The following is a 23,639-nucleotide window of genomic DNA, read 5'->3' as shown; positions in this document are numbered from 1 at the left end:
CGGGAAGAGGGCTGGAGCGTTGAGAGGCTATAAATGCAAAAAACCGCCATCGATGGATGGCGGTGACTTAAGGCGCAAATAAAAAAATCCCCGCCGTTTGGCAGGGACTTAATAATTTTGAGCTTTTTAAGCTTACAGGCTGGTTACGTTGCCAGCTGCCGGGCCTTTAGCGCCGCTTTCGATGGTGAAGGAAACTTTCTGACCTTCGTCCAGAGATTTGTAGCCTTCGTTCTGGATAGCAGAGAAGTGTACGAACACGTCTTTAGAACCATCGTCAGGAGTGATGAAGCCAAAGCCTTTGTCAGCGTTGAACCATTTTACGATACCAGTCATTTTACCGGACATAGTGAATTACCTTTAAAAAAATAAATGAGCCTTGCGGCGTTACGGTCTGGACTACAGATTTAAAGCGATAAAGGGAAAGTTCACTACCGGGGTATCAACGGATAACCTTTGAAGGACTGCTCTATTCGAATGCTCTGTGGTCTTTACTTCAAACCTGCGAGCATTAACGCATGTTCACGTCGTGATAGCAAACTTTTTTTTCGTTGGCATGAAAACGGTCCTTTAACAGGACCGCTAGCCGAAACCCATAAACGCTAAAATTATGAATCAATAAGCTGTCTTGAAAGCTGCGGATTCGCCTGGATCAGGCGCATCAGCTTAAGCTCTGTGGGAGAAGGCCTTACGCGTCTCGATTCCCACTCTTGTACCATTGCTACGCTGACGCCCATGGCGTTGGCAAAATCATCTATTTTCAGCCCGGTACCTTTGCGTAGTTGGTCAAATTCAATGCATGCGGCGGGCTTACGCGTCAGCGAGGCCGCCTGAGCCTGATCTTTAAAAATAATTTGTTCAAGGTTGCTCAGCAGTTCAAATGCAGGATCTTTATATTCCATTGAGAACTCCTCTCTTTCATACGGCGGAGGGTGAATTATGTAGAGCCTCTTAAGAATAGTCGGAAAAAAAGGCCAGGAATGCTTACCCTGGTAATTATTTATCACCCGAGGTTCTTTCGCGCCGCATCGGACGATATAACATGCTGAAAAGTAATACAGAGAGCCGATAAGCAAATTATTGTAAACAGATAAGAAGAAAAGCGGAAAAGGCCAGCGCGCGCCCGCTGGCCGGTGTATTACGCCTTCTGGAGCTTCTCCACTTCACCCTGGGCCGCCGGAGGTTGCCGTTGGCCAAGCTTATATTTGACCAGCAGCGCGGTGGCCGACAGGAAGGCCGGGATTGCCAGCAAGGAGAAAATTGTTTCGAAAGAGAGCTGGGCCTGCATCAGGAACGCACCGCTAAAGGCGCCGAGAATGCCACCAAATCGACCAATCCCTAACATCCAGGCCACGCCGGTCGCACGTCCCTGGGTGGGATAGAAACCGGCGGCCAGCGCGGGCATTGATGATTGCGCGCCGTTCATAATGCTGCCGGCGATAAATACCATTATCCCCATCAGCAGCAGGTTATGGGTCGAGAAACCAACCAGACAAACGAACACGCCGGTCAGCAGCCAGCCCACGGCAACCACTTTGTTTGGGTTGAGCTTATCCATCAGCGCGCCGAGGATAAGCACGCCAATCCCGCCACCCAGTGGGAACAGCGCGGTGATAATAGAGGCCTGGCTCATCGTCGCGCCGGTTTCCCGGATGAGCAGCGGCAGCCAGCTGGTCAGCAAATAGAAGATCAGCAGGCCCATAAAGTAGGTCAGGCACAGCATGACGGTGCCGACGGCGTAGCGCGGTGAGAAAATCACGCCGATGGACGATTTCTCCTTTACCTGGCCGGCTTCGCGTAGTTCAAATTCTGCCTGCTCGGGAACAGGCGCGATGCGGCGCAGGATCGCGGCGATACGCTGGGCAGGCTGGCGTTTGACCACCATATAGCGCGCGGATTCCGGCAGAAGAAAGATCAGCACTACCGCCAGCAGCAGCGGCATCACGCCGCCAAGCACCAGTACGCTTTGCCAGCCGTAATGGGGGATCATCCAGGCGGAGAGGAAGCCGCCCAGTGAGGAGCCCATCGGAAAGCCGACGAACATCAGGTTAACCATCAGCGCCCTACGCCGCTCTGGGGCGTATTCGCTCATCAGCGTCGCGGCGTTCGGCATGGCGGCGCCCAGCCCAAGGCCGGTAAGAAAACGCAGCAGCGTCAGCTGGTTAAGGCTGGTAGCAAAGGCGGTCAGCAGGCTGAAGCCACCGAAAATCACGATGGACATAATCAGAACTTTTTTTCGCCCAACGCGGTCGGCGAGCGGTCCGGCGGTCAGCGCACCGACCGCGAGCCCGACTAAGGCGGCGCTCATAACCGGGCCTAACGCCGATTTTTCGACGCCCCATTCCTGCACCAGGTCAGAGGCGATAAAGCCGATTATCGCGGTATCGAATCCGTCCATCGCGACGGTGATAAAACATAAGGCCAGAATCATCCACTGGTATTTCGTGAAGGGATGTTCATTGATAAAAGCCTGAATATCGATGGTTGTTTTCTTCATGCGGCATTCCTGGCAGGCAGAGCGGGGGACAGAGATAGATTATTGTTATCTCCCTCGCGGTCGTTGATGTTGTTTGTGCGATTATCGAACAAAAAGCCGTTAATCGCTCATTTAATAAAATCATCGAACGGCGGTTCAGGCAATGCAGGGGAAAAGGGAAGCGTGCGATTATCGTCCACTTTGCGCCCGGCGCAGAAGAGAGAACAGATTAATAATAATAAAATCAATTGGTTAATCGTTTAAGCCGAATGCCGGATGATAGCGGTAATTGTGATGAACTTAACAGCCGACGCGACTGGCCGCTAAAACGCTAAAAAACCGGCTTTCAGGGAGGAAGATTGTCAGGAAAAGGTATCCTGCAAGGCCGACCTGGACTATCCTTGTCAGCGTCTGGCACGTGTGTGTCTGTTTGCGCTTTTTTTGGCTGAAAGGAGTAAAAAAATGGCGACAGGAAAGTCCTGCTCTCGCTGGTTTGCGGCTATTGCGGCCCTGTTAATGGTGGTTAGCCTGAGTGGGTGTTTTGATAAAGAAGGCGATCAGCGCAAAGCGTTTATCGACTTCCTGCAAAATACGGCAATGCGTAGCGGCGAACGTCTGCCGACGCTGACCGCCGATCAGAAAAAACAGTTCGGGCCTTTCGTTTCCGATTACGCGGTGATTTACGGCTATTCACAGCAGGTAAGCCAGGCGATGGATGCGGGGTTACGTCCGGTGGTTGATAGCGTGAACGCGATCCGCGTACCACAGGATTATGTTACCCAGCGCGAACCGCTGCGTCAGGCAAACGGCGCTTTGGGCGTACTGAGCCAGCAGCTGGAGAACGCAAAAATACAGGCGGATGCCGCCCACGGCGCGCTGAAACAGGGCGACGATCTCAAGCCGGTCTTCGACCAGGTCTATAACAAAGTCGTGACGGCGCCGGCGAATGCGCTACAGCCGTTAATTCCGGCAGCGCAGGTATTTACCCAACAGCTGGTGCAGGTGGGTGATTTTATCGCTCAGCAAGAAACCCAGGTCAGCTTCGTGGCGAACGGTATTCAGTTCCCGACTTCGCAGCAGGCCAGTCAGTACAATACGCTGATTGGGCCGCTGGCCGCTCAGCACCAGGCCTTTAATCAGGCGTGGACCGCGGCAGTTAACGCGACGCGTTAACGGCTCTGACAGCCCGGGCAAGGCTTCACCTTAGCCCGGGTTTTCTTTTTTCACTTCTCACTTCACCTGCGGATTCACGCAGTTCTTCTCAACGTTGCCGTTCAGGGCATCAATCAGATTATCCACCGCGCAGGCCGCCATGTTATAGCGGGTTTCATGCGTGGCCGAGCCAATATGCGGCACGGCGACCACGTTTGGCATATTCAGCAGCGGGGAGTCTTTCGCCAGCGGCTCTTGTTCGAAAACGTCGAGGCCGGCGGCATGAATTTCACCTTCCTGCAGTGCGGCAATCAGCGCTTTCTCATCCACCACCGGGCCGCGCCCGGCGTTAATAAAGATGGCCGAGGGCTTCATTTTGGCAAACTGCGCTTTGCCGAACAGATGATGAGTCTCGTCGGTCAGCGGCAGGATCAGACAGACAAAATCCGCTTCCTCCAGCAGGGTATCGAGATCGCAGTAGCGGGCGTTAAAGCGCTCCTCTGCCTGAGGGTGCTGGCGGCGGGCGTTGTAGAGGATCGGCATACCAAAGCCCGCGTGGGCGCGCTGGGCAAGCGCCATCCCGATACGCCCCATCCCGACGATACCGAGGGTTTTATGGTGCACATCGTTGCCAAACCAGTCCGGACCGATGCTTTTGGTCCACTCGCCGGCTTTCACGCGGTTAGCCACCTCAACCACCCGACGCGCTGTGCTCAATACCAGCGCCATCACGGTATCGGCGACGGTTTCGGTCAGTACCGTCGGGGTGTGCATCAGCAGCACTTTACGCGCATTCAGCGCATCGACGTCGAAGTTGTCATAGCCGACGGAGATGGTCGAGGTCGCACGAAGCTTGGGCATTTTCTCCAGTAACGCGGTATCGACTTTTTCGCTGGAACCCAGCAGACCTACCGCTTCAGCAAACGCGTCGGCGTGCTGTGAAACGGTCTCCGGACGCAGGTTTTTCACCTGGGTGACGGTAAAGTGTTGTTCCAGACGCTGTTGCAGGTCGTCGGGAAGCGTTTTGTAGAGAATGACTGACGGCTTCATGCGGTTCTCCGTTACGTTAAGGTTTCAGGCGTGACGTGCGCCGAGCGGAAGTTTTTGATTATTAGCAGGCTTAACAATCAAAGTAAGCCATACCGAGACGAAAAGCGCCACTCCCATGAAAATGTACGAGGCTGCGGGGCTGCCGGTGGTGCCGTTCAGGTAACCGACAAACCATGAGCCGAAGAACGAACCCAGCGCGCCCATGCTGTTAATCAGGGCCATGGCGCCTCCGGCGACGTTGCGCGGCAGCATCTCAGGAATGATGGCGAAGAACGGTCCGTAGGGGGCGTACATCGCCGCGCCGGCAATCACCAGCAGGGTATAAGAGACCCAGAAATGGTTGGCGCCAACGGCCCAGGAACCAATAAAGGCGAAGGCGGCAATCAGCAGCAGCGGCCAGACAAACAGCTTGCGGTTCTGCATTTTATCGGAAGCCCAGGAGACCACGATCATCGCGATGGTCGCCGCCAGATAGGGAACGGATGAGAGCCAGCCGACCTCGACCATGCCCATATTCTCGCCGCCGCTGCGGATAATTGACGGCAGCCACAGAACGAAACCGTAAACCCCGATGCTCCAGGCGAAATACTGCATGCACAGCAGGACAACGTTGCGCGAGCGGAAGGCTTCGCCGTAGTTGCGCACCGGTTTGATTCCCTGCTGTTCACGCTCCAGCTGCTCCTGCAACGCGGCTTTTTCGCTTTCCGCCAGCCAGTTGACCTGCGAAGGTTTGTCTTTTACCAGCACCCACCAGCAGAAGGCCCAAATCACCGCCGGAACGCCTTCGATAATAAACATTTCCCGCCAGCCGAAGGCCTGAATCAGGTAACCGGACACCACCGACATCCACAGCACCGTCACCGGGTTGCCGAGGATCAGGAAGGTATTGGCGCGAGAGCGTTCAGATTTAGTAAACCAGTTGCTGATGTAAATCAGCATCGCCGGCATGACCGCGGCCTCGACGACGCCGAGAATAAAGCGAATCGCCGCCAGCGCGGGAATATTGTGCACCATCCCGGTCAGCGAGGCGCAGGCGCCCCACAGGATCAGGCAGATAAAAATGAGTTTGCGTACGCTGCGGCGTTCGGCGTAAATCGCGCCGGGGATCTGAAAGAAGAAGTAGCCGAGGAAGAATAGCGCCCCCAGCAGGGAGGAGATACCTTTGGTGATCCCCAGATCTTCAGTAATACCGGCCGCCGAAGCGAAGCTGAAGTTAGCGCGGTCGAGATATGCCAGGCTATACGTGATAAACACGATAGGCATGATGTACCACCAGCGTTTTGTTGCATTCGTCGAACTATTCATAGGTTTGCCTCTGTGAGTGAGGTGACGCTCATCATAGAAAAGATCCGTTACGCCGCGCTGCATGTAGGGTACAGAACGGCCTGACGTTGTGCTGAATCTGCTTACTCGCCCAGCGCCTCACGCGTGGGTAAGCCTTCGCTATCGCCCTGGACCTGAATGGCCAGTGAGCCGATTTTGTTTCCGCGTTTCACCGCCTGCTGCAGCGGTTTTCCTTCCAGCAGGGCGCTAATCACCCCGACGGCAAAGCCATCGCCGGCGCCAACGGTATCGACGACGTTATCCACTTTTATCGCCGCAACGGCCCCCTGTTCGCCGTCGGCAGTTTTATACCAGGCGCCGTCGGAGCCGGTTTTTATGATGACCGCGCGAACGCCGTGGCTGAGATAAAAGTCCGCAATGGCTTCCGGCGTTTGCTGGCCGGTCAGAATCATGCCTTCTTTCAACCCCGGCAGAACCCAGTCGGCCTGAAACGCAAGGCGGTTAAGCTTCTCGACCATCTCGGCTTCGCTTTTCCACAGCGTGGGCCGCAGGTTGGGGTCGAACGAAATCGTTTTTCCCTGCGCTTTCATGGTGCGCGCCGCGCGGTCCAGCAGGGCGTATGAGCTTTCCGACAGCGCGGCGGCCACGCCGCTTAAGTGCAGGTGACGGGCGCTGGCGAAGTATGATTCGTTAAAATCATCCGGCGACAGATGGCTGGCGGCAGAGCCTTTGCGAAAATATTCCACGATGGGATCGGTTCCATTTTCGACTTTAGACTTCAGCTGAAAACCGGTAGCGTAGCGGCCATCGGTGCTCACGCCGCGGGCGTCGATCCCCTCTTTTGCCAGCGCGGTGAGGACGAAGCGGCCAAAGCTGTCCGCGCCGACGCGGCTTACCCAGCCGACGCTTAAGCCGAGGCGGGCCAGCCCGGTCGCGACGTTCAGTTCCGCGCCCGCCACGCGCTTCATAAAATGTTCTACTTCAGCCAGTTCGCCGGTTTCGGTGGCGACAAACATCGCCATGGCTTCGCCTATCGTGATGACATCTAACGCTTTTTGCATAACTTAATCCTCGCGTAACAGGTTGACGTAGCGGCGGGTCACGGCCGTCAGGTCATGGCCAGTCAGCGGAAATTCGATCCCGCGCGGGGCGTCTGCGGGCAGATTGTCGAGCAGCGCCAGCCAGCGCCCGGACGCTTCATCCGGCGGTACGGCGCGAAACTGCGAATGGTGCGGCTCAGCCGCCTTTACATGAATATAGCTGACCGCAGGCGCCAGGTGGCGGGCGGCCTCTTCCGGCGAGTCGCCAACCCACAGCCAGTTGCCCATATCAAAGGTGAGGGTGATCGGCAGCTGGTTAACCCGACAGGCGGCCTTGAAGCGCTGCATCGGCGCCAGCTGGCCGCAGTCGGTTTGATCGTTTTCCACCACCAGCGCCATGCCGCTCTCGCGCAGGATATCGCGCAGGGTGTCCAGATCGTTTTGGTGGGTAAAGCGGCCCAGCGAGAGCTTCAGCCACAATGCGTTAAGGGTTTGCGCTTCCTGCAAAAAGTCGGCGAGGCGCGGGTTGAGCGAGCCGTCAGCGGTAAACAGGGCTTCCGGCGCGGAATAGCAAACCAGCAGGCCGCGGCGCTCAATATCGGCGGCCAGTTCCGGCAGGCGGTTCAGCTCATCCGCGCTGAACAGTTCCCGGCGGATCTCGACGCCGTCGGCGCCGGAGCCGGCGATAAACGGCAGGACGGCGGACTGCCCGCCCAGCGCTTTAACATGGTCATTTCCGTACGCGGCGGTAACGACAATAATCTTTCTGGCCATCCCAATACTCCCGACGATTATCTGATGCGTTGTTTATTACGCTAGATGGTATCGGTTCCAAAGCAAAGGCCAGGATGTCTAATTTATGATCGCCATCACGAAGGATCGTTAGCGGGAGGTGGAGCCTCTGACGATCAGCTCGCCGGAAAACACCCGTTCGCAGACCGGGTCGTTGCTGCCTTCAATCCGACGCACCACCTGCTCGACGGCGGCGAAGCCAATCTGCCAGGTCGGCTGTTTGAGCGTGGTGATCCCCACGCCCGCCAGCTCGGCCCACTCCAGTTCATCGAAGCCCAGCAGGCCGATATCGCTGCCCCAAATCAGGCCAACGCGTTTAAGGGAGCGTGCCACTTGCAGGGTCAGCGCGCCGTTGGCGGAAATCACCGCCTTGCGCATGCCGCGATGGTGGGAGTGGAAGTGGCGCAGGACGTTATCCAGCATCGCGCCATCATTCAACGGTACTTCGGCGTTTTCCGCGACAATACCGGTATGGCGCAGGAGGGTCTGGCGAAACGCGCTCAGGCGCTCGCGGCGGGTATTGACCGAGCCGAGGGGTTCGCTGAGGAACAGCAGGGCTTCGAAGCCTTTTTCCACCAGGTGTTCGGTGGCGGTGGTGGCGGCCTGGGTATTATCGAGGCCGACGACATCGCAGGCGAATTCCGGAATTTTGCGATCGATAAGCACCATCGGCAGCGCCGACTGCTGCAGGCGGTTGAGGCCGTCCTCGCGCATCCCGACGGCGTTGACCACGATCCCCTCCACCTGATAGCTGCGCAGCAGGTCGAGATAGTGCAGCTCCTGGTCCAGCTCATTGTTGGTATTACATACCAGCAGGGTAAATCCTTTTTCGCGACAGGCGGCTTCAATGCCGCTGAGCACGTTGACGGAGTAGGGGTTGGTGATATCGGCGATGATCAGGCCGATCAGCCGGGTGCGGCCATGCTTCAGGCCGCGGGCCATCAGGCTGGGACGATAATCGAGCTCGGCAATGGCTTTTTCAATGCGCCCCAACAGATCGTCGGAAAGCAGATGCTTCTCGCCGTTCAGATAGCGTGAAATGCTGGTTTTGCCGGTCTTTGCGGCTTTCGCCACATCGCTAATGGTTGCTCGCGCCGCTTTCGCCATGGTGGCTTCCTTTGCTGAAATCTGCACACACCTTAGCGCGAAAATTCGCTATATCAAGCATTTTGCCCGGCGAGTCGCCGGGCAAAGAGGGCATTACTGCAGCGGGCTGAGGGTAATTTCAACGCGGCGGTTCTGCGCTTTGCCTTCCGCCGTGCTGTTGCTGGCGATCGGGTTCGCCGGGCCCATACCGGTTGTGCGGATGCGATTAGCCGCCACGCCCTGGGTAATAAGCGCGCTGGCGACGCTCTCCGCGCGCTGCTGAGAGAGGCGCATGTTCAGATCCTGGCTGCCGGTGCTGTCGGTATAACCCACTACGTTAACGGCGGTTTTCTCATACTCTTTTAGCACCATCGCTACCCCGGTCAGGGTATTGGCGCCCGCGGGTTTCAGGTTGGCGCTGCTGCTGTCGAAGGTCACATTGTTCGGCATGTTCAGCACGATATTGTCGCCGTTTCGCGTCACGCTTACGCCGGTTCCCTGCATTTTCTCGCGCAGCTTCGCTTCCTGCACGTCCATATAGTAACCGATGCCGCCGCCCAGCGCCGCACCGGCCGCTGCGCCGATCAGCGCGCCTTTGCCTCGGTCATGTTTGGAAGAGGAGAGCGCCCCAACGCCTGCGCCGACTAACGAACCAATGCCCGCGCCGATCCCGGATTTACCCGCTTCGCGCTCCCCGGTATAGGGATTGGTGGTACAGCCAGAAATGGCCAGTGCGCCGCTAACGACAGCCGCAATCATGAGTACGCGTTTTTTCATCTTATTTCCTTAATCCTTTTTATTCTTTGCCACAGCGACCGTGACGGTTGATTATGACGCCCGAAACCGGAGAAAATTCCGCAGAGAGCATCTCAATTTGTAAATAACATTGAACGGCTGAATAACGTGCCGTCACCACACCTGCTATCGCTGACCAGGAGCCCGCATTGCCAACCTCATCTGCTACCAAAACTATCCTCACCGCAGCCCATTGGGGGCCAATGCTGGTCGAAACCGATGGCGAGAACGTCATCTCTTCGCGCGGGGCGCTTGATACCCCTTTCCCCAACTCGCTGCAAACCGCAGTACGCGATCAGGTGCATAGCAAAACCCGCGTACGTTATCCGATGGTGCGTAAGGGATTTCTCGCCTCGCCAGAAAGCCCACAAGGCGTGCGCGGGCAGGATGAGTTTGTGCGGGTGAGCTGGGACCAGGTGCTGGATCTGATTCACGCCCAGCACCGGCGCATTCGCGAAAGCTACGGCCCGACGTCGATTTTTGCGGGCTCCTACGGCTGGCGCTCAAATGGCGTACTGCACAAAGCGGCGACGCTGCTCCAGCGCTATATGAGCCTGGCGGGCGGCTATACCGGTCATCTGGGCGATTATTCCACCGGCGCGGCCCAGGCGATCATGCCGTACGTGGTTGGCGGTAATGAGGTTTATCAGCAGCAGACTAGCTGGCCAATGGTGTTGGAACATAGCGATGTCGTGGTGCTGTGGAGCGCTAACCCTTTAAATACGCTAAAAATTGCCTGGAACGCTTCGGATGAGCAGGGCATCCCGTGGTTCGATCGTCTGCGTCAGAGCGGGAAGCGGGTGATCTGCATCGATCCCATGCGATCGGAAACGGCGGAATTCTTTGGCGACGCGGCGGAGTGGATCGCCCCGCATATGGGCACCGACGTGGCGCTGATGCTCGGTATCGCCCATACGCTGGTGGAAAACGGCTGGCAGGATGACGCGTTTTTGGCCCGCTGCACCAGCGGCTATGACGTTTTCGCCCGCTATCTGACCGGGGAGAGCGACGGAACGGCAAAAACGGCGGAATGGGCGGCGGCGATCTGCGGCATTAGCGCGGAGAAAATTCGCGAACTGGCACAACTTTTCCACGAAAACACCACCATGTTGATGTCCGGCTGGGGAATGCAGCGCCAGCAGTTTGGCGAACAAAAACACTGGATGCTGGTGACCCTTGCCGCCATGCTCGGCCAGATCGGCACCCAGGGCGGGGGCTTTGGCCTTTCCTATCACTTTGCCAACGGTGGCAACCCTACGCGCCGCGCGGCAGTGCTGGCCTCAATGCAGGGCAGCGTGGCGGGCGGTACCGATGCAGTGGAAAAAATCCCGGTCGCGCGCATCGTTGAAGCGCTGGAAAACCCCGGGACGTCTTATCAACATAACGGTATGGAACGCCGCTTCCCGGATATCCGCTTTATCTGGTGGGCGGGCGGCGCCAACTTTACCCACCATCAGGATACCAACCGGCTGATCCGCGCCTGGCAAAAACCGGAACTTATCGTTATTTCCGAATGCTTCTGGACCGCCGCGGCGCGCCATGCCGATATCGTGCTACCCGCGACGACCTCTTTTGAACGCAACGATATGACCATGACCGGCGACTACAGCAACCAGCATCTGGTACCGATGAAGCGGGTGGTCGCGCCGCGCGATGAAGCGCGCGATGATTTTGAGGCCTTCGCCGACCTCAGCGAGCGCTGGGAAGCGGGCGGGCGGGAGCGCTTCACCGAGGGTAAAAACGATCTGCAGTGGCTGGAGACGTTTTACCAGATTGCCGCCCAGCGCGGGGCGGCGCAGCAGGTTACGCTGCCGCCGTTCGCCCAGTTCTGGCAGGATAATCAGCTGATTGAAATGCCGGAGAACCCCGAAAACGCGCGCTTCGCCCGCTTTGCCGCCTTCAGGGCCGATCCGCAGGCGAATCCGCTGAAAACCGCCAGCGGTAAAATTGAGATTCACTCGCCGACCATCGCCGGGTTTGCTTATCCGGATTGCCCGCCGCACCCGATGTGGCTGGAGCCGGACGAATGGCACGGCAATGCGCAGGAAGGCCAGCTCCAGGTGCTGTCAGCGCATCCGGCGCACCGCCTCCACAGCCAGCTCAACCATACGTCGCTGCGCGAACAGTACGCGGTGGCGGGTCGTGAACCGTTAACCCTTCATCCGCGCGATGCCCAGGCGCGCAATATCGCCGATGGCGATCTGGTGCGGGTATGGAATTCACGCGGCCAGGTGCTGGCCGGCGCGGTAGTGACCGACGGCATTCGTCCCGGGGTTATCTGCTTGCATGAAGGGGCGTGGCCCGATCTCGACCCTCAGGCGGGGATCTGCAAAAACGGTGCGGTGAACGTGCTGACCAAAGATATTCCGACATCGCGGCTGGGCAACGGCTGTGCAGGAAATACGGCGCAGGCCTGGCTGGAAAAGTATACCGGGCCCGAGCTTACGCTGACGGCATTTGATCCGCCGACCAATGCATAATCCAGGTCGGATGCTGGGTTTCATCCTGCCATGCGCAGTCTTCAATGCGGAAGCCTTGCGCATGGTAGAAATTCACCGCCTGAACGTTTTTCTGGTATACCTCAAGGGTTAGCCAACCGTAGTGTTTTTTGACTTCGCCGATCAGCGCGCTGCCGATACCCTGCCTGGCGGCATCCGGTGCGACGAACAGCGCGCCGATGAAGCGTGACTCCATCACGCTGATAAAACCCTTCAGCACGCCGTCCTGCTCCCATACCCAGGTTTGCGCGGAGGGCAGGTAAACATCGCGCACTATCGCCAGACTGTCATGCCAGTAGCATTCGGCGATAAATGGGTGGGCGTGGATCGTACTCTCTAGCCACAGCTCAAGCAGCGGGCCGGTTTCGTTAGCGTCCCAGTTGCGAATCATCCTGGCCTCCTGAGCGACAGAAACAGCCGGTGACGTGGTCGTTGACCAGACCGCAGGCCTGCATAAAGGAGTAGCAGATAGTGGAGCCGACAAACTTAAAGCCCCGTTTTTTCAGCGCTTTCGACAATGCGTCAGATGCCGGGGTGGTTGTCGGGATCTCCGCCAGCGTGGCGGCGGCCGTCACCTGGGGGTGATTATCGACGAATGACCAGACGAAATCTGCGAAAGGTTCGCCATTTTTTTCCATCGCCAGGAAGGCGCGGGCATTGCCGATGATGGCCTGAATTTTACCGCGATGGCGAATAATACCGGCGTCGAGCACCAGACGTTCAATATCTTCTTCGTCCATCGCCGCGACGCGAACCGGATCAAACTGGTGAAAAGCGCGGCGGTAGTTTTCACGCTTTTTCAGCACGGTGATCCACGACAGTCCGGCCTGCTGGCCTTCGAGACAAATCATCTCAAACAGCTTGCGGGGATTCTTTTCAGCAACGCCCCACTCCTTATCGTGGTACTCAATGTATAAAGGATCCTGACTGACCCATCCGCAACGTTGCATCTGTCTCTCCCTTTTGTGATAAAAACTCAGTCGTTCAACTTGACGGCTGAAAGATAAAGATAATAGTTAATACAGGGTTATTATCCCCCAAGCAGGGATAGGACACCCATAAAAAAAACACAGCAACCTTGCCGTTTCGGCTCTTTTTGGAGTCGCATTAATGATAATAAAGAAATGCAATGGCCTCCGGGTATTCCTGGTCCCGGCGTGCGTATCCGTCTGGGCATCGTGTGTTGCCGGTGCGAATGCCTGGCAACAGGAATATATCGCTATCGATACAAAAAGTAATACAGCGGAACGCTATACATGGGACAGCGATCACCAACCGCGCTATGAAGATATTCTCGCGGAGCGGATAAATGCGTCCGACGATCCTTCCGGACTGGCGTTTAATCAGGCGGTCTCTCCGGTGGATAGCGCGCGCGGTATGAGCGTCGGCTGGAATTTCTCTCTGACCGAGGGGATGACGTCCGGCCCGGTCGCCAGTTTACATTCCGATCTGACGTCGCCGCCGCTTACCCGCAATGCGGCCGGAACCGGCTACGTGAATACGCTGGGCTGGCGGGTCGATTATCAGAAGCTATGGGGCGTACATCCGTGGGCTCAGGTGAGCTATAACCAGGAGTTGACGACGGATTTCGGCGGGGCGAACCGCATGCAGGACGGCGCCTGGCGGGACGTGACCTTTGGCGCCGATATGTCGCTCAACTCTCATCTTGCCGCCTGGGCGGCACTATCCCAGGCGGACAATTTACCCACCGGGGCAAACTATCTCTATTTAATGGGCGTGAGCGCCAATTTTTAATTTATTGCGGATACGCCGGCTGCGCTTGTGATTCGGCTCATCCCTGAGCCTCACCCGGATGGGGCCGCGGCATGCCGCTATTCTGCCACTCGAATTATTCAGGCTAAATATGTAGCATGGTTGATACGTTTAATTAACTTTATAATTACAGTAATGACGCATCTTCCAGCGGTAGCGGGCACTAACTTTTCGATAAATCGTTAAGGCGTGAATGTTTTGCAATGTCATTCATTCCGCCTTTAATGCATTTCATTCCGCGGTAGCGGCAGCTCATGCCTTTTTTCCCCAGACTTACAGGGGACTTCGTTATGGTGGCGGCAGTTAATTATTCAGGACAACTGCTATGAACGCTGCAAACCGTCAATACACCCGCTGGCTTACGCTGCTCGGCACTATCATTACGCAATTTGCGCTGGGATCGGTTTATACATGGAGTTTGTTCAATAGTTCGCTTTCCACCAAGCTGGACGAACCGGTCAGCCAGGTGGCGTTCTCATTCGGCCTGTTAAGCCTTGGCCTGGCGCTCTCCTCATCCGTGGCGGGCAAATTACAGGAACGTTTCGGCGTCAAACGCGTCACTATGGCGTCCGGCGTCCTGCTGGGCCTCGGATTCTTCCTGACCGCGCATTCAAACAGCCTGATGATGCTGTGGTTGAGCGCGGGCCTTCTGGTTGGGCTGGCCGACGGCGCCGGCTATCTGCTGACGCTGTCGAACTGCGTTAAATGGTTCCCGGAACGTAAGGGACTGATTTCGGCTTTTTCCATCGGTGCTTACGGGCTTGGCAGCCTGGGTTTTAAATTTATTGACTCCCATCTGCTGGCGACGGTCGGCCTGGAAAAAACCTTTATTATCTGGGGCGCTATCGTGCTGGTGATGATCGTTTTTGGCGCGACGCTGATGACCGACGCGCCGAACCACACCGCTACCGCCAACAACGGCGTCGTCGAAAATGACTTCACCCTCGCCGAATCAATGCGTAAACCTCAGTACTGGATGCTGGCGGTGATGTTCCTGACCGCCTGCATGAGCGGCCTGTACGTGATTGGCGTGGCGAAAGATATCGCCCAGGGGATGGTGCACCTCGATGTTGCGACGGCTGCCAACGCGGTGACGGTGATCTCTATCGCTAACCTGAGCGGGCGCCTGGTTCTGGGCATTCTGTCCGATAAAATGTCCCGCATCCGGGTGATTACTATCGGACAGGTTGTCTCGCTTATCGGTATGGCGGCGCTGCTGTTTGCTCCGCTGAACGCTATGACGTTCTTCGCCGCTATCGCCTGCGTGGCCTTTAACTTCGGCGGTACGATTACCGTCTTCCCGTCGCTGGTTAGCGAGTTCTTTGGCCTCAATAACCTGGCGAAAAACTACGGCGTGATTTATCTCGGTTTTGGTATCGGCAGCATCTGTGGTTCGCTGATTGCTTCCCTGTTCGGCGGTTTCTACGTAACCTTCTGCGTCATCTTTGCGCTGCTGATTCTCTCTCTGGCGCTTTCGACAACGATTCGTCAGCCGAAAAGTGAAATTTACCACCAGGCTCACGCCTGAAACCGGGTGTTATCTCGGCCCTGATGATTAATTCCCTAAGCTAATAGTGCCAATCCAACCAAATGTTTTGTAAATGTTTGGTTGGATCACATTCCCTCCTGATACTTTTTCCTTCCGCTGTGGTCTACTTATCGCGCTTTGTAGAGGTTTCTTATAACCAAGCTAAACGCACTTTATTAACCTGCTGACTTATATCGCTTAAGTCGGGCGGTTTTATCTCTTCGTTTTCCAGGTTTTTTGCATGAAATACATTAAAACGATGACGCAGCTGAAGCTCAGTATCTGGCTGGCGCTGTACATCGGCTGGTTTATGAACGCTGCCGTATTCTTCCGCCGCTTCGAAGGGTACGCTCAGGAGTTTACCATCTGGAAAGGACTCTCTGGTGCAGTTGAGCTGATAGGGACCTTTCTGGTCACCTTCTTTCTGCTGCGTATTTTGTCGCTGTTTGGCCGGCGGATCTGGCGTATCCTCGCGACCATCGTCGTACTCTTCTCCGCCGCCGCCAGCTATTACATGACCTTCCTGAACGTGGTGATCGGCTACGGCATTATTGCCTCAGTGATGACCACTGACATCGACTTGTCCAGAGAGGTTATCGGCTGGCACCTGATTCTCTGGCTGGTGCTGATGAGCGCGCTGCCGCTGGTGCTTATCTGGAGCAACCGCTGTCGCTTCACCCTGCTGCGTCAAATTCGTACGCCCGGCCAGCGGATGAAGAATATTACTATCGTGCTGCTGGCTGGCCTGATGGTCTGGGGTCCTATTCGTTTGTTAGAGGTTCGTCAGAAGAACTTCGAGCGCAGTTCCGAAGTCGATCTGCCAAGCTATGGCGGGGTGGTGGCTAACTCCTATCTGCCGTCTAACTGGCTATCAGCGCTGGGGCTTTACGCGTGGGCGCAGGTGGACGAGTCTTCCGATAATAAATCCCTGATCAATCCGGCGAAAAAATTCACCTACGTTGAGCCGCAAGGGCTGGATGATACTTACGTGGTGTTTATCATCGGTGAAACCACCCGCTGGGACCATATGGGCATCCTGGGCTATAGCCGCAATACCACGCCTAAGCTGGCGCAGGAGAAAAACCTGGTCGCTTTCCGCGGATACTCCTGCGATACCGCCACGAAACTGTCGCTGCGCTGTATGTTCGTTCGTCAGGGCGGAGCGGATGATAACCCGCAGCGGACGCTGAAAGAACAGAATGTCTTTGCCGTCCTCCACCAGCTCGGCTTTACCGGTAACCTGTACGCCATGCAGAGCGAGATGTGGTTCTACAGCAACACGATGGCGAACAATATCGCCTATCGCGAGCAGATTGGCGCTGAGCCGAGTAACCGCGGCAAGAGCGTAGACGACATGCTGCTGGTGGATGAGATGAAGCGCGGTCTGGCGAAGAATCCCAATGGTAAGCACCTGATTATTCTGCATACCAAAGGATCGCACTTTAACTATACCCAGCGCTATCCGCGCAGCTTTGCGCAGTGGAAGCCGGAGTGCGTCGGCGTCGATAATAAATGCTCGAAGGCTGAGCTGATTAACTCGTACGATAACAGCGTGACCTACGTCGATCACTTTATCGTCAGCGTGCTGGATCAGCTGCGGGACAAGAAGGCGATTGTTTTCTATGCGGCCGACCACGGCGAGTCCATCAACGAGCGCGAACATCTGCACGGGACGCCGCGCAAGATGGCGCCGCCGGAGCAGTTCCGCGTGCCGATGCTGGTGTGGATGTCCGATAAGTATCTGGCGTCGCCCGACCACGCAGCTTCTTTTGCGCGCCTGAAGCAGCAGGCGGCAATGAAGGTACCGCGTCGTCACGTAGAGCTGTATGACACCATTATGGGCTGTCTTGGCTACACCTCGCCGGACGGCGGGATTAACCAATATAACAACTGGTGCCACGTTCCTGACGCTGCGGCGAAGAAGGAGTAGCAGAGTGGCGAGTTTCTCGCCGCTTGAGCGACTTTTTCATAATAAGGCATTGACGGGTGTTTATCGCAGCAGTAAGATGCGCCCGCATTCGGTGATTGGCGCAGCCTGGTAGCGCACTTCGTTCGGGACGAAGGGGTCGGAGGTTCGAATCCTCTATCACCGACCAAATTCGAAAAGCCTGCTCAACGAGCAGGCTTTTTTGCATCTGAGGTTTGTGAGGATGAGAACCTCCGGGGGTAGAGGTTCGACTCGAGCGGAGCGAGAGAACGTTGCGTCAGCAACGGCCCGAAGGGCGAGCCACGTAGTGGCGAGTTATCCTCTATCACCGACCAAATTCGAAAAGCCTGCTCAACGAGCAGGCTTTTTTGCATCTGTCGTCCTTACTGATATGCAGCATCGTTTCCGGGATGCACACCGCTCCCGGGGGGGCGGCGCAAAGCGCCTTGCCCGGGCTACGGGTTCAGCGTTGTCTGCGGGCCGTGTAGCCCGGACAGATGCGCCAGCATCGCCTCCGGGAAAATACGCTGCTTGCTAAGAGTGTAAAAAAACGCCCCCACCCTCATTTCCTGGCGCCAATTCACTATTTTGTGACATCTTCCATTGTATTTTTTTATATATACTCCGATCTTTTTTCGCGAAGCTTATGGATAACTTCAGCATTTTCCGCTGTGCGTTTTAACGTTCACGCTATTTATCGCTCACATATTGGTCACATCGCAAGAAATTTTTACCATTTACCATAATTGCTTATCACTGGCTGCTGGAAAATATTAAGGCGTTTATTCTGTCTATTGGCCGCTAGCATAAATTTCTCTGCTGGAAATAGCGCTTTGCACTTTTTTTAATCTTTGCCCGCCAATTCTCACACCGGATGTAAAACCAGGTTGGCTGTATTGACGTTTCCCCATTCTGTTGACAGATTGTAGGGCATGAGGGGCATTTCATGGAGAATCCGTACTGCAACTCAGTCGTTTTTGTGAAAGGAATCCCCATCTCTCTCAACGCTTTCGGGCACCACCGACCGGACCGGGTATATTCTAAATAGTTCGAGCTGCGGGAAGGCGGCAAGCGTGAGAATCTGCGGGAGCATAGATGACTATGTGACCGGGGTTATCGAGCGCAGCCAACGCATCCGTAGTTCGCAATATGACGAATAAAAATAAATAAAGGTCTGGCGGATATATGCAAACAACATCACATTTGGAGCAGAATAATGAGTATTTCCTTGAAGAAATCAGGGATGCTGAAGCTTGGTCTGAGCCTGGTTGCCATGACCGTCGCAGCAAGCGTACAAGCGAAGACCCTGGTTTATTGTTCAGAAGGTTCGCCGGAAGGCTTTAACCCACAGCTCTTCACCTCTGGTACCACCTATGACGCCAGTTCAGTGCCGATTTATAACCGCCTGGTGGAATTCAAAACCGGCACCACGGAAGTCATTCCGGGCCTGGCTGAAAAATGGGAAGTTAGCGAAGACGGGAAAACCTATACCTTCCATCTGCGTAAAGACGTGAAGTGGCAGGATAATAAAGATTTTAAACCGACCCGCACGCTGAACGCCGATGACGTTGTCTTCTCCTTCGACAGACAAAAAAATACCAATAACCCGTACCATAAAGTGTCTGGCGGCAGCTATGAATACTTTGAAGGGATGGGATTACCTGACCTGATTAGCGAAGTGAAGAAAGTGGACGATAACACTGTCCAGTTCGTGCTGACCCGTCCGGAATCACCGTTCCTTGCCGATCTCGCCATGGACTTCGCCTCTATTCTGTCAAAAGAGTATGCCGACAACATGCTGAAAGCCGGTACGCCGGAGAAAGTGGACCTCAACCCAATCGGTACCGGCCCGTTCCAGCTGCTGCAGTACCAGAAAGACTCCCGCATTCTCTATAAAGCCTTCCCGGGCTACTGGGGCACCAAGCCGAAAATCGATCGCCTGGTCTTCTCCATTACCCCTGATGCTTCCGTGCGCTACGCTAAGCTGCAGAAAAACGAATGCCAGATTATGCCGTACCCGAACCCGGCAGATATCGCGCGCATGAAGGAAGACAAAAACATCACGCTGCTGGAACAGCCGGGCCTGAACGTCGGCTACCTCTCTTTCAACACCGAGAAGAAGCCGCTGGATGATGTCAAAGTTCGCCAGGCGCTGACCTACGCGGTCAACAAAGAAGCGATTATCAAAGCCGTTTACCAGGGCGCAGGCCAGGCCGCGAAGAACCTGATCCCGCCGACCATGTGGGGCTATAACGACGACGTTAAAGACTACACCTACGATCCAGAGAAAGCGAAAGCGCTGCTGAAAGAAGCAGGCCTGGAAAAAGGCTTCACCATCGACCTGTGGGCGATGCCGGTACAGCGTCCGTATAACCCGAACGCGCGCCGTATGGCTGAGATGATTCAGGCCGACTGGGCGAAAGTCGGCGTCCAGGCCAAGATCGTGACCTACGAGTGGGGTGAATACCTCAAGCGCGCGAAAGCGGGCGAGCATCAGACCGTCATGATGGGCTGGACCGGCGACAACGGGGATCCGGATAACTTCTTCGCCACCCTGTTCAGCTGCGCAGCGGCAAAAGACGGTTCTAACTACTCCCGCTGGTGCTACAAGCCGTTTGAAGACCTGATTCAGCCGGCTCGCGCCACCGATGACCACAACAAACGTATTGAGCTGTATAAGCAGGCTCAGGTCGTGATGCACGATCAGGCTCCGGCGCTGATCGTCGCCCACTCCACCGTCTATGAGCCGGTGCGTAAAGAGGTCAAAGGCTACGTGGTCGATCCATTAGGTAAACACCACTTCGATAACGTCTCTATCGAATAATAACAGCGTGTTTCCCCTCTCCCCGCCTTGGGGAGAGGGAATTGACATTTGTGAGCAATACAGACGTCCTGTCACCAGGCGGGCCGTCTCCAGAGAGAATCCGGGTTATGTTGCAGTTCATTCTCCGACGTTTGGGACTTGTCATCCCAACATTTATCGGTATTACCCTTCTCACTTTTGCCTTCGTTCATATGATCCCCGGCGACCCGGTGATGATTATGGCGGGCGAACGTGGTATTTCCCCTGAACGTCACGCGCAGCTGCTGGCCGAAATGGGCCTCGATAAGCCAATGTGGCAGCAGTACGTCAACTATATTTGGGGCGTGATGCACGGTGATTTGGGCATCTCGCTGAAAAGCCGTATTCCCGTCTGGGAAGAGTTTGTGCCGCGCTTTAAGGCCACCATGGAGCTGGGCGTCTGCGCGATGATTTTTGCCATCATCGTCGGGATCCCGGTGGGCGTGCTGGCGGCGGTCAAACGCGGCTCTATCTTCGACCACACCTCCGTGGGCCTCGCGCTGACCGGCTATTCCATGCCTATCTTCTGGTGGGGGATGATGCTGATCATGCTGGTGTCGGTACAGCTTAACCTGACGCCGGTTTCCGGGCGTATCAGCGATACCGTCTTCCTTGACGATACCCTGCCGCTGACCGGATTTATGCTGATCGATACCGCGATTTGGGGCGAGCCGGGCGACTTTATTGATGCGGTGATGCATATGATCCTGCCCGCCGTGGTGCTGGGGACGATTCCCCTGGCGGTGATCGTGCGTATGACCCGTTCGTCGATGCTGGAAGTGCTGGGCGAGGATTATATCCGTACCGCGCGCGCGAAAGGCCTGACGCGGATGCGGGTGATCGTCGTTCATGCTTTACGTAACGCGATGCTGCCGGTGGTCACGGTTATCGGCCTGCAGGTCGGTACGCTGCTGGCGGGGGCCATCCTGACCGAAACCATCTTCTCCTGGCCGGGTCTTGGCCGCTGGCTGATTGATGCGCTGCAGCGCCGCGACTATCCGGTGGTGCAGGGCGGGGTGCTGCTGGTGGCGACGATGATTATTCTCGTCAACCTGCTGGTCGACCTGTTGTATGGCGTGGTGAACCCGCGTATCCGGCATAAGAAGTAAGGGGCCATCATGTCACAAGTTACTGAAAATAAAGTTGTCGCCGCACCGGTGCCAATGACCCCTTTACAGGAGTTCTGGCACTATTTTAAACGCAACAAAGGCGCCGTTGTGGGGCTGGCCTACGTCGCGGTGATGATTATCATCGCCGTCTTTGCCAACTTCATCGCGCCCTATAACCCGGCGGACCAGTTCCGCGACGCGCTGCTGGCTCCGCCGTTCTGGCAGGAAGGCGGCAGCGTAACCCATCTGCTCGGCACCGATGACGTCGGCCGCGATATCCTGTCGCGCCTGATGTACGGCGCGCGCCTGTCGCTGCTGGTTGGTTGTCTGGTGGTGGTGCTGTCGCTGATCCTCGGCGTGGTGCTCGGCCTGATTGCTGGCTATTTTGGCGGCGTGGTTGACTCGGTCATTATGCGCGTTGTCGATATTATGCTGGCCCTGCCGAGCCTGCTGCTGGCGCTGGTGCTGGTGGCCATCTTCGGCCCATCCATCGTCAACGCCTCGCTGGCGCTAACCTTTGTCGCCCTGCCGCACTACGTGCGTCTGACCCGCGCCGCGGTGCTGGTGGAGGTGAACCGCGACTACGTAACCGCTTCCCGCGTGGCGGGGGCAGGCGCGATGCGTCAGATGTTCATCAACATTCTTCCCAACTGCCTTGCGCCGCTGATTGTTCAGGCGTCGCTGGGCTTCTCTAACGCCATTCTCGATATGGCCGCTCTTGGCTTCCTTGGCATGGGTGCGCAGCCGCCGACACCGGAGTGGGGCACGATGCTCTCCGACGTGCTGCAGTTCGCGCAGAGCGCCTGGTGGGTCGTCACCTTTCCGGGTGTCGCTATCCTGCTGACGGTGCTGGCATTTAACCTGATGGGTGACGGTCTGCGTGACGCGCTCGATCCCAAACTGAAGCAGTAAGAGGTTCGAGATGGCGTTATTAAATGTAGATAAACTCTCGGTGCACTTCGGAGACGAAGGGACGCCGTTCCGCGCCGTAGATCGCGTAAGCTACAGCGTAAATCAGGGCGAAGTGGTCGGTATCGTCGGCGAGTCCGGCTCGGGTAAATCTGTCAGCTCGCTGGCGATTATGGGGCTGATTGACTACCCCGGACGTGTGATGGCTGAAAAGCTGGAGTTTAACGGTCGCGACCTGAAGCGCATTTCCGAAAAAGAGCGCCGCCAGCTGGTGGGCGCGGAAGTGGCGATGATCTTCCAGGACCCGATGACCAGCCTGAATCCGTGCTATACCGTCGGCTACCAGATTATGGAAGCCATCAAGGTCCACCAGGGTGGCAACAAGAAAACCCGCGTGCAGCGGGCGATTGACCTGCTGACGCTGGTGGGAATCCCCGATCCGGCTTCGCGTCTTGACGTCTATCCGCACCAGCTCTCCGGCGGTATGAGCCAGCGCGTGATGATCGCGATGGCGATTGCCTGTCGGCCAAAGCTGCTGATTGCCGATGAACCGACGACGGCGCTGGATGTGACCATTCAGGCGCAGATCATCGAGCTGCTGCTGGAGCTGCAGCAGAAAGAGAATATGGCGCTGATCCTGATCACTCACGATCTGGCGCTGGTGGCCGAAGCGGCGCATAAAATCATCGTCATGTACGCCGGCCAGGTAGTGGAAACCGGCGACGCGAAGGATATCTTCCGCGCGCCTCGCCACCCCTATACGCAGGCGCTGCTGCGCGCGCTGCCGGAGTTCGCTCAGGATAAAGCGCGCCTCGCCTCGCTGCCGGGCGTGGTGCCGGGCAAATACGACCGTCCGAGCGGCTGCCTGCTCAACCCGCGCTGCCCGTATGCAACAGACAAATGCCGCAGTGAAGAACCTGAACTGAACCTGCTTAACGGCGGTCGTCAGTCAAAATGTCATTACCCACTTGATGATGCCGGGAGGCCAGGGCTATGAGTACGCATGAGGCCACCACGCAACAGCCTCTGTTGCTGGCCACCGATTTGAAAAAATACTATCCGGTGAAGAAGGGGCTATTTGCGCCGGAACGCCTGGTCAAGGCGCTGGACGGCGTCTCGTTTACCCTTGAACGCGGTAAAACGCTGGCGGTAGTGGGGGAGTCCGGCTGCGGTAAATCCACGCTCGGCCGTCTGCTGACGATGATTGAAATCCCCACCGGCGGCGAGCTCTATTACCAGGGACAGGACCTGCTTAAGCACGATCCGCAGGCGCAGAAGCTGCGCCGGCAGAAAATCCAGATTGTGTTCCAGAACCCCTACGGTTCGCTGAACCCGCGTAAAAAGGTGGGGCAGATTCTGGAAGAGCCGCTGCAGATCAACA

The 23,639-nt window shown here is 56.5% G+C and carries 21 protein-coding genes, 1 tRNA gene and 1 other RNA gene; 12 read left to right on the top strand and 11 right to left on the bottom strand.

Annotated elements, in window-relative coordinates; genetic code table 11:
• Positions 1 to 132 precede the first annotated feature (132 nt).
• From cspA to HMPREF1144_RS10140, 3 genes are all read right to left on the bottom strand, one after another.
• Positions 133 to 345 carry an RNA chaperone/antiterminator CspA gene (gene cspA / locus HMPREF1144_RS10150; protein ID WP_004126446.1) on the bottom strand — a complete coding sequence of 71 codons (213 nt, stop codon included), beginning with the start codon at positions 343 to 345 and terminating at the stop codon, positions 133 to 135.
• Between the two features lie 260 nt (positions 346 to 605).
• Positions 606 to 899, bottom strand: a complete 294-nt coding sequence (locus tag HMPREF1144_RS10145; protein WP_004106774.1) for an HTH-type transcriptional regulator — start codon at positions 897 to 899, stop codon at positions 606 to 608.
• A 236-nt stretch (positions 900 to 1,135) separates the two neighbouring features.
• Positions 1,136 to 2,494 (bottom strand): MFS transporter, encoded by a 1,359-nt coding sequence (locus HMPREF1144_RS10140; RefSeq protein WP_009652694.1) that lies wholly within the window; start codon positions 2,492 to 2,494, stop codon positions 1,136 to 1,138.
• Positions 2,495 to 2,935: 441 nt separating this feature from the next.
• Between HMPREF1144_RS10140 and HMPREF1144_RS10135 the strand changes: the two genes are divergently transcribed.
• Positions 2,936 to 3,646 carry a DUF3053 domain-containing protein gene (locus HMPREF1144_RS10135; protein WP_004126443.1) on the top strand — a complete coding sequence of 237 codons (711 nt, stop codon included), beginning with the start codon at positions 2,936 to 2,938 and terminating at the stop codon, positions 3,644 to 3,646.
• 57 nt (positions 3,647 to 3,703) lie between these two features.
• Here the strand turns inward: HMPREF1144_RS10135 and ghrB are convergent, their stop codons facing one another.
• From ghrB to HMPREF1144_RS10105, 6 genes are all read right to left on the bottom strand, one after another.
• Positions 3,704 to 4,675 carry a glyoxylate/hydroxypyruvate reductase GhrB gene (gene ghrB / locus HMPREF1144_RS10130; RefSeq protein WP_009652700.1) on the bottom strand — a complete coding sequence of 324 codons (972 nt, stop codon included), beginning with the start codon at positions 4,673 to 4,675 and terminating at the stop codon, positions 3,704 to 3,706.
• Between the two features lie 24 nt (positions 4,676 to 4,699).
• Positions 4,700 to 5,980, bottom strand: coding sequence for an MFS transporter (locus HMPREF1144_RS10125; RefSeq protein WP_004855346.1), 1,281 nt, complete (start codon positions 5,978 to 5,980; stop codon positions 4,700 to 4,702).
• A 101-nt stretch (positions 5,981 to 6,081) separates the two neighbouring features.
• A complete protein-coding gene (locus HMPREF1144_RS10120; RefSeq protein WP_009652695.1) occupies positions 6,082 to 7,020 on the bottom strand; it encodes a sugar kinase in 939 nt (312 codons plus the stop codon).
• Positions 7,021 to 7,023: 3 nt separating this feature from the next.
• A complete protein-coding gene (locus HMPREF1144_RS10115) occupies positions 7,024 to 7,773 on the bottom strand; it encodes a sugar phosphate isomerase/epimerase family protein (protein WP_004855342.1) in 750 nt (249 codons plus the stop codon).
• A gap of 108 nt (positions 7,774 to 7,881) precedes the next feature.
• Entirely contained in the window at positions 7,882 to 8,898 is a 1,017-nt protein-coding gene (locus HMPREF1144_RS10110; protein WP_004855337.1) for a LacI family DNA-binding transcriptional regulator, read from the bottom strand.
• A gap of 93 nt (positions 8,899 to 8,991) precedes the next feature.
• Positions 8,992 to 9,654 carry an OmpA family lipoprotein gene (locus HMPREF1144_RS10105; RefSeq protein WP_004855336.1) on the bottom strand — a complete coding sequence of 221 codons (663 nt, stop codon included), beginning with the start codon at positions 9,652 to 9,654 and terminating at the stop codon, positions 8,992 to 8,994.
• Positions 9,655 to 9,821: 167 nt separating this feature from the next.
• Between HMPREF1144_RS10105 and HMPREF1144_RS10100 the strand changes: the two genes are divergently transcribed.
• Positions 9,822 to 12,152 carry a molybdopterin guanine dinucleotide-containing S/N-oxide reductase gene (locus HMPREF1144_RS10100; RefSeq protein ID WP_042927468.1) on the top strand — a complete coding sequence of 777 codons (2,331 nt, stop codon included), beginning with the start codon at positions 9,822 to 9,824 and terminating at the stop codon, positions 12,150 to 12,152.
• On the opposite strand, the gene HMPREF1144_RS10095 is transcribed toward HMPREF1144_RS10100, so the two are convergent.
• A complete protein-coding gene (locus HMPREF1144_RS10095) occupies positions 12,115 to 12,561 on the bottom strand; it encodes an N-acetyltransferase (RefSeq protein ID WP_009652697.1) in 447 nt (148 codons plus the stop codon). The genes HMPREF1144_RS10100 and HMPREF1144_RS10095 overlap by 38 nt on opposite strands.
• Positions 12,539 to 13,120, bottom strand: coding sequence for a DNA-3-methyladenine glycosylase I (gene tag, locus HMPREF1144_RS10090; RefSeq protein WP_004855330.1), 582 nt, complete (start codon positions 13,118 to 13,120; stop codon positions 12,539 to 12,541). The genes HMPREF1144_RS10095 and tag overlap by 23 nt, the downstream gene beginning before the upstream one ends.
• Positions 13,121 to 13,280: 160 nt before the next feature.
• Between tag and HMPREF1144_RS10085 the strand changes: the two genes are divergently transcribed.
• From HMPREF1144_RS10085 to HMPREF1144_RS10045, 10 genes are all read left to right on the top strand, one after another.
• Positions 13,281 to 13,925, top strand: a complete 645-nt coding sequence (locus HMPREF1144_RS10085) for a hypothetical protein (RefSeq protein WP_004855329.1) — start codon at positions 13,281 to 13,283, stop codon at positions 13,923 to 13,925.
• Positions 13,926 to 14,268: 343 nt separating this feature from the next.
• Positions 14,269 to 15,471, top strand: coding sequence for an MFS transporter (locus HMPREF1144_RS10080; protein WP_004855328.1), 1,203 nt, complete (start codon positions 14,269 to 14,271; stop codon positions 15,469 to 15,471).
• 241 nt (positions 15,472 to 15,712) lie between these two features.
• Entirely contained in the window at positions 15,713 to 17,401 is a 1,689-nt protein-coding gene (gene eptB / locus HMPREF1144_RS10075; RefSeq protein WP_009652696.1) for a kdo(2)-lipid A phosphoethanolamine 7''-transferase, read from the top strand.
• An 89-nt stretch (positions 17,402 to 17,490) separates the two neighbouring features.
• Positions 17,491 to 17,567 (top strand) — tRNA-Pro (locus HMPREF1144_RS10070).
• A 34-nt stretch (positions 17,568 to 17,601) separates the two neighbouring features.
• Positions 17,602 to 17,733: non-coding RNA, RtT sRNA (locus HMPREF1144_RS31265), on the top strand.
• An 881-nt stretch (positions 17,734 to 18,614) separates the two neighbouring features.
• A complete protein-coding gene (gene dppA / locus HMPREF1144_RS10065) occupies positions 18,615 to 20,222 on the top strand; it encodes a dipeptide ABC transporter periplasmic-binding protein DppA (RefSeq protein WP_004855324.1) in 1,608 nt (535 codons plus the stop codon).
• Positions 20,223 to 20,329: 107 nt separating this feature from the next.
• Positions 20,330 to 21,349, top strand: coding sequence for a dipeptide ABC transporter permease DppB (gene dppB, locus HMPREF1144_RS10060; RefSeq protein ID WP_004126390.1), 1,020 nt, complete (start codon positions 20,330 to 20,332; stop codon positions 21,347 to 21,349).
• A 9-nt stretch (positions 21,350 to 21,358) separates the two neighbouring features.
• A complete protein-coding gene (gene dppC, locus HMPREF1144_RS10055; protein ID WP_004126388.1) occupies positions 21,359 to 22,261 on the top strand; it encodes a dipeptide ABC transporter permease DppC in 903 nt (300 codons plus the stop codon).
• Positions 22,262 to 22,271: 10 nt separating this feature from the next.
• Complete coding sequence (gene dppD / locus HMPREF1144_RS10050; protein WP_004855320.1) at positions 22,272 to 23,255, top strand: dipeptide ABC transporter ATP-binding protein; 984 nt, start codon at positions 22,272 to 22,274, stop codon at positions 23,253 to 23,255.
• The coding region (locus HMPREF1144_RS10045; RefSeq protein WP_009652701.1) for an ATP-binding cassette domain-containing protein at positions 23,252 to 23,639 on the top strand (388 nt) is incomplete at its 3' end. The genes dppD and HMPREF1144_RS10045, both read left to right, overlap by 4 nt.

Origin of the sequence: Klebsiella sp. OBRC7, assembly GCF_000293135.1 — a bacterium.
In the GTDB taxonomy this organism is placed as follows: Bacteria; Pseudomonadota; Gammaproteobacteria; order Enterobacterales; family Enterobacteriaceae; genus Klebsiella; species Klebsiella michiganensis.
The sequence above is the reverse complement of the archived record's forward strand: the minus strand, read 5'-3'. Positions and strand labels throughout refer to the sequence as shown.

Excerpts from the sequence above, each read along its gene's own strand:
- cspA (WP_004126446.1), bottom strand. The coding sequence starts at position 345 with ATGTCCGGTAAAATGACTGGTATCGTAAAATGGTTCAACGCTGACAAA.
- HMPREF1144_RS10145 (WP_004106774.1), bottom strand. The coding sequence starts at position 899 with ATGGAATATAAAGATCCTGCATTTGAACTGCTGAGCAACCTTGAACAA.
- HMPREF1144_RS10140 (WP_009652694.1), bottom strand. The coding sequence starts at position 2,494 with ATGAAGAAAACAACCATCGATATTCAGGCTTTTATCAATGAACATCCC.
- HMPREF1144_RS10135 (WP_004126443.1), top strand. The coding sequence starts at position 2,936 with ATGGCGACAGGAAAGTCCTGCTCTCGCTGGTTTGCGGCTATTGCGGCC.
- ghrB (WP_009652700.1), bottom strand. The coding sequence starts at position 4,675 with ATGAAGCCGTCAGTCATTCTCTACAAAACGCTTCCCGACGACCTGCAA.
- HMPREF1144_RS10125 (WP_004855346.1), bottom strand. The coding sequence starts at position 5,980 with ATGAATAGTTCGACGAATGCAACAAAACGCTGGTGGTACATCATGCCT.
- HMPREF1144_RS10120 (WP_009652695.1), bottom strand. The coding sequence starts at position 7,020 with ATGCAAAAAGCGTTAGATGTCATCACGATAGGCGAAGCCATGGCGATG.
- HMPREF1144_RS10115 (WP_004855342.1), bottom strand. The coding sequence starts at position 7,773 with ATGGCCAGAAAGATTATTGTCGTTACCGCCGCGTACGGAAATGACCAT.
- HMPREF1144_RS10110 (WP_004855337.1), bottom strand. The coding sequence starts at position 8,898 with ATGGCGAAAGCGGCGCGAGCAACCATTAGCGATGTGGCGAAAGCCGCA.
- HMPREF1144_RS10105 (WP_004855336.1), bottom strand. The coding sequence starts at position 9,654 with ATGAAAAAACGCGTACTCATGATTGCGGCTGTCGTTAGCGGCGCACTG.
- HMPREF1144_RS10095 (WP_009652697.1), bottom strand. The coding sequence starts at position 12,561 with ATGATTCGCAACTGGGACGCTAACGAAACCGGCCCGCTGCTTGAGCTG.
- tag (WP_004855330.1), bottom strand. The coding sequence starts at position 13,120 with ATGCAACGTTGCGGATGGGTCAGTCAGGATCCTTTATACATTGAGTAC.
- HMPREF1144_RS10085 (WP_004855329.1), top strand. The coding sequence starts at position 13,281 with ATGATAATAAAGAAATGCAATGGCCTCCGGGTATTCCTGGTCCCGGCG.
- HMPREF1144_RS10080 (WP_004855328.1), top strand. The coding sequence starts at position 14,269 with ATGAACGCTGCAAACCGTCAATACACCCGCTGGCTTACGCTGCTCGGC.
- eptB (WP_009652696.1), top strand. The coding sequence starts at position 15,713 with ATGAAATACATTAAAACGATGACGCAGCTGAAGCTCAGTATCTGGCTG.
- dppA (WP_004855324.1), top strand. The coding sequence starts at position 18,615 with ATGAGTATTTCCTTGAAGAAATCAGGGATGCTGAAGCTTGGTCTGAGC.
- dppB (WP_004126390.1), top strand. The coding sequence starts at position 20,330 with ATGTTGCAGTTCATTCTCCGACGTTTGGGACTTGTCATCCCAACATTT.
- dppC (WP_004126388.1), top strand. The coding sequence starts at position 21,359 with ATGTCACAAGTTACTGAAAATAAAGTTGTCGCCGCACCGGTGCCAATG.
- dppD (WP_004855320.1), top strand. The coding sequence starts at position 22,272 with ATGGCGTTATTAAATGTAGATAAACTCTCGGTGCACTTCGGAGACGAA.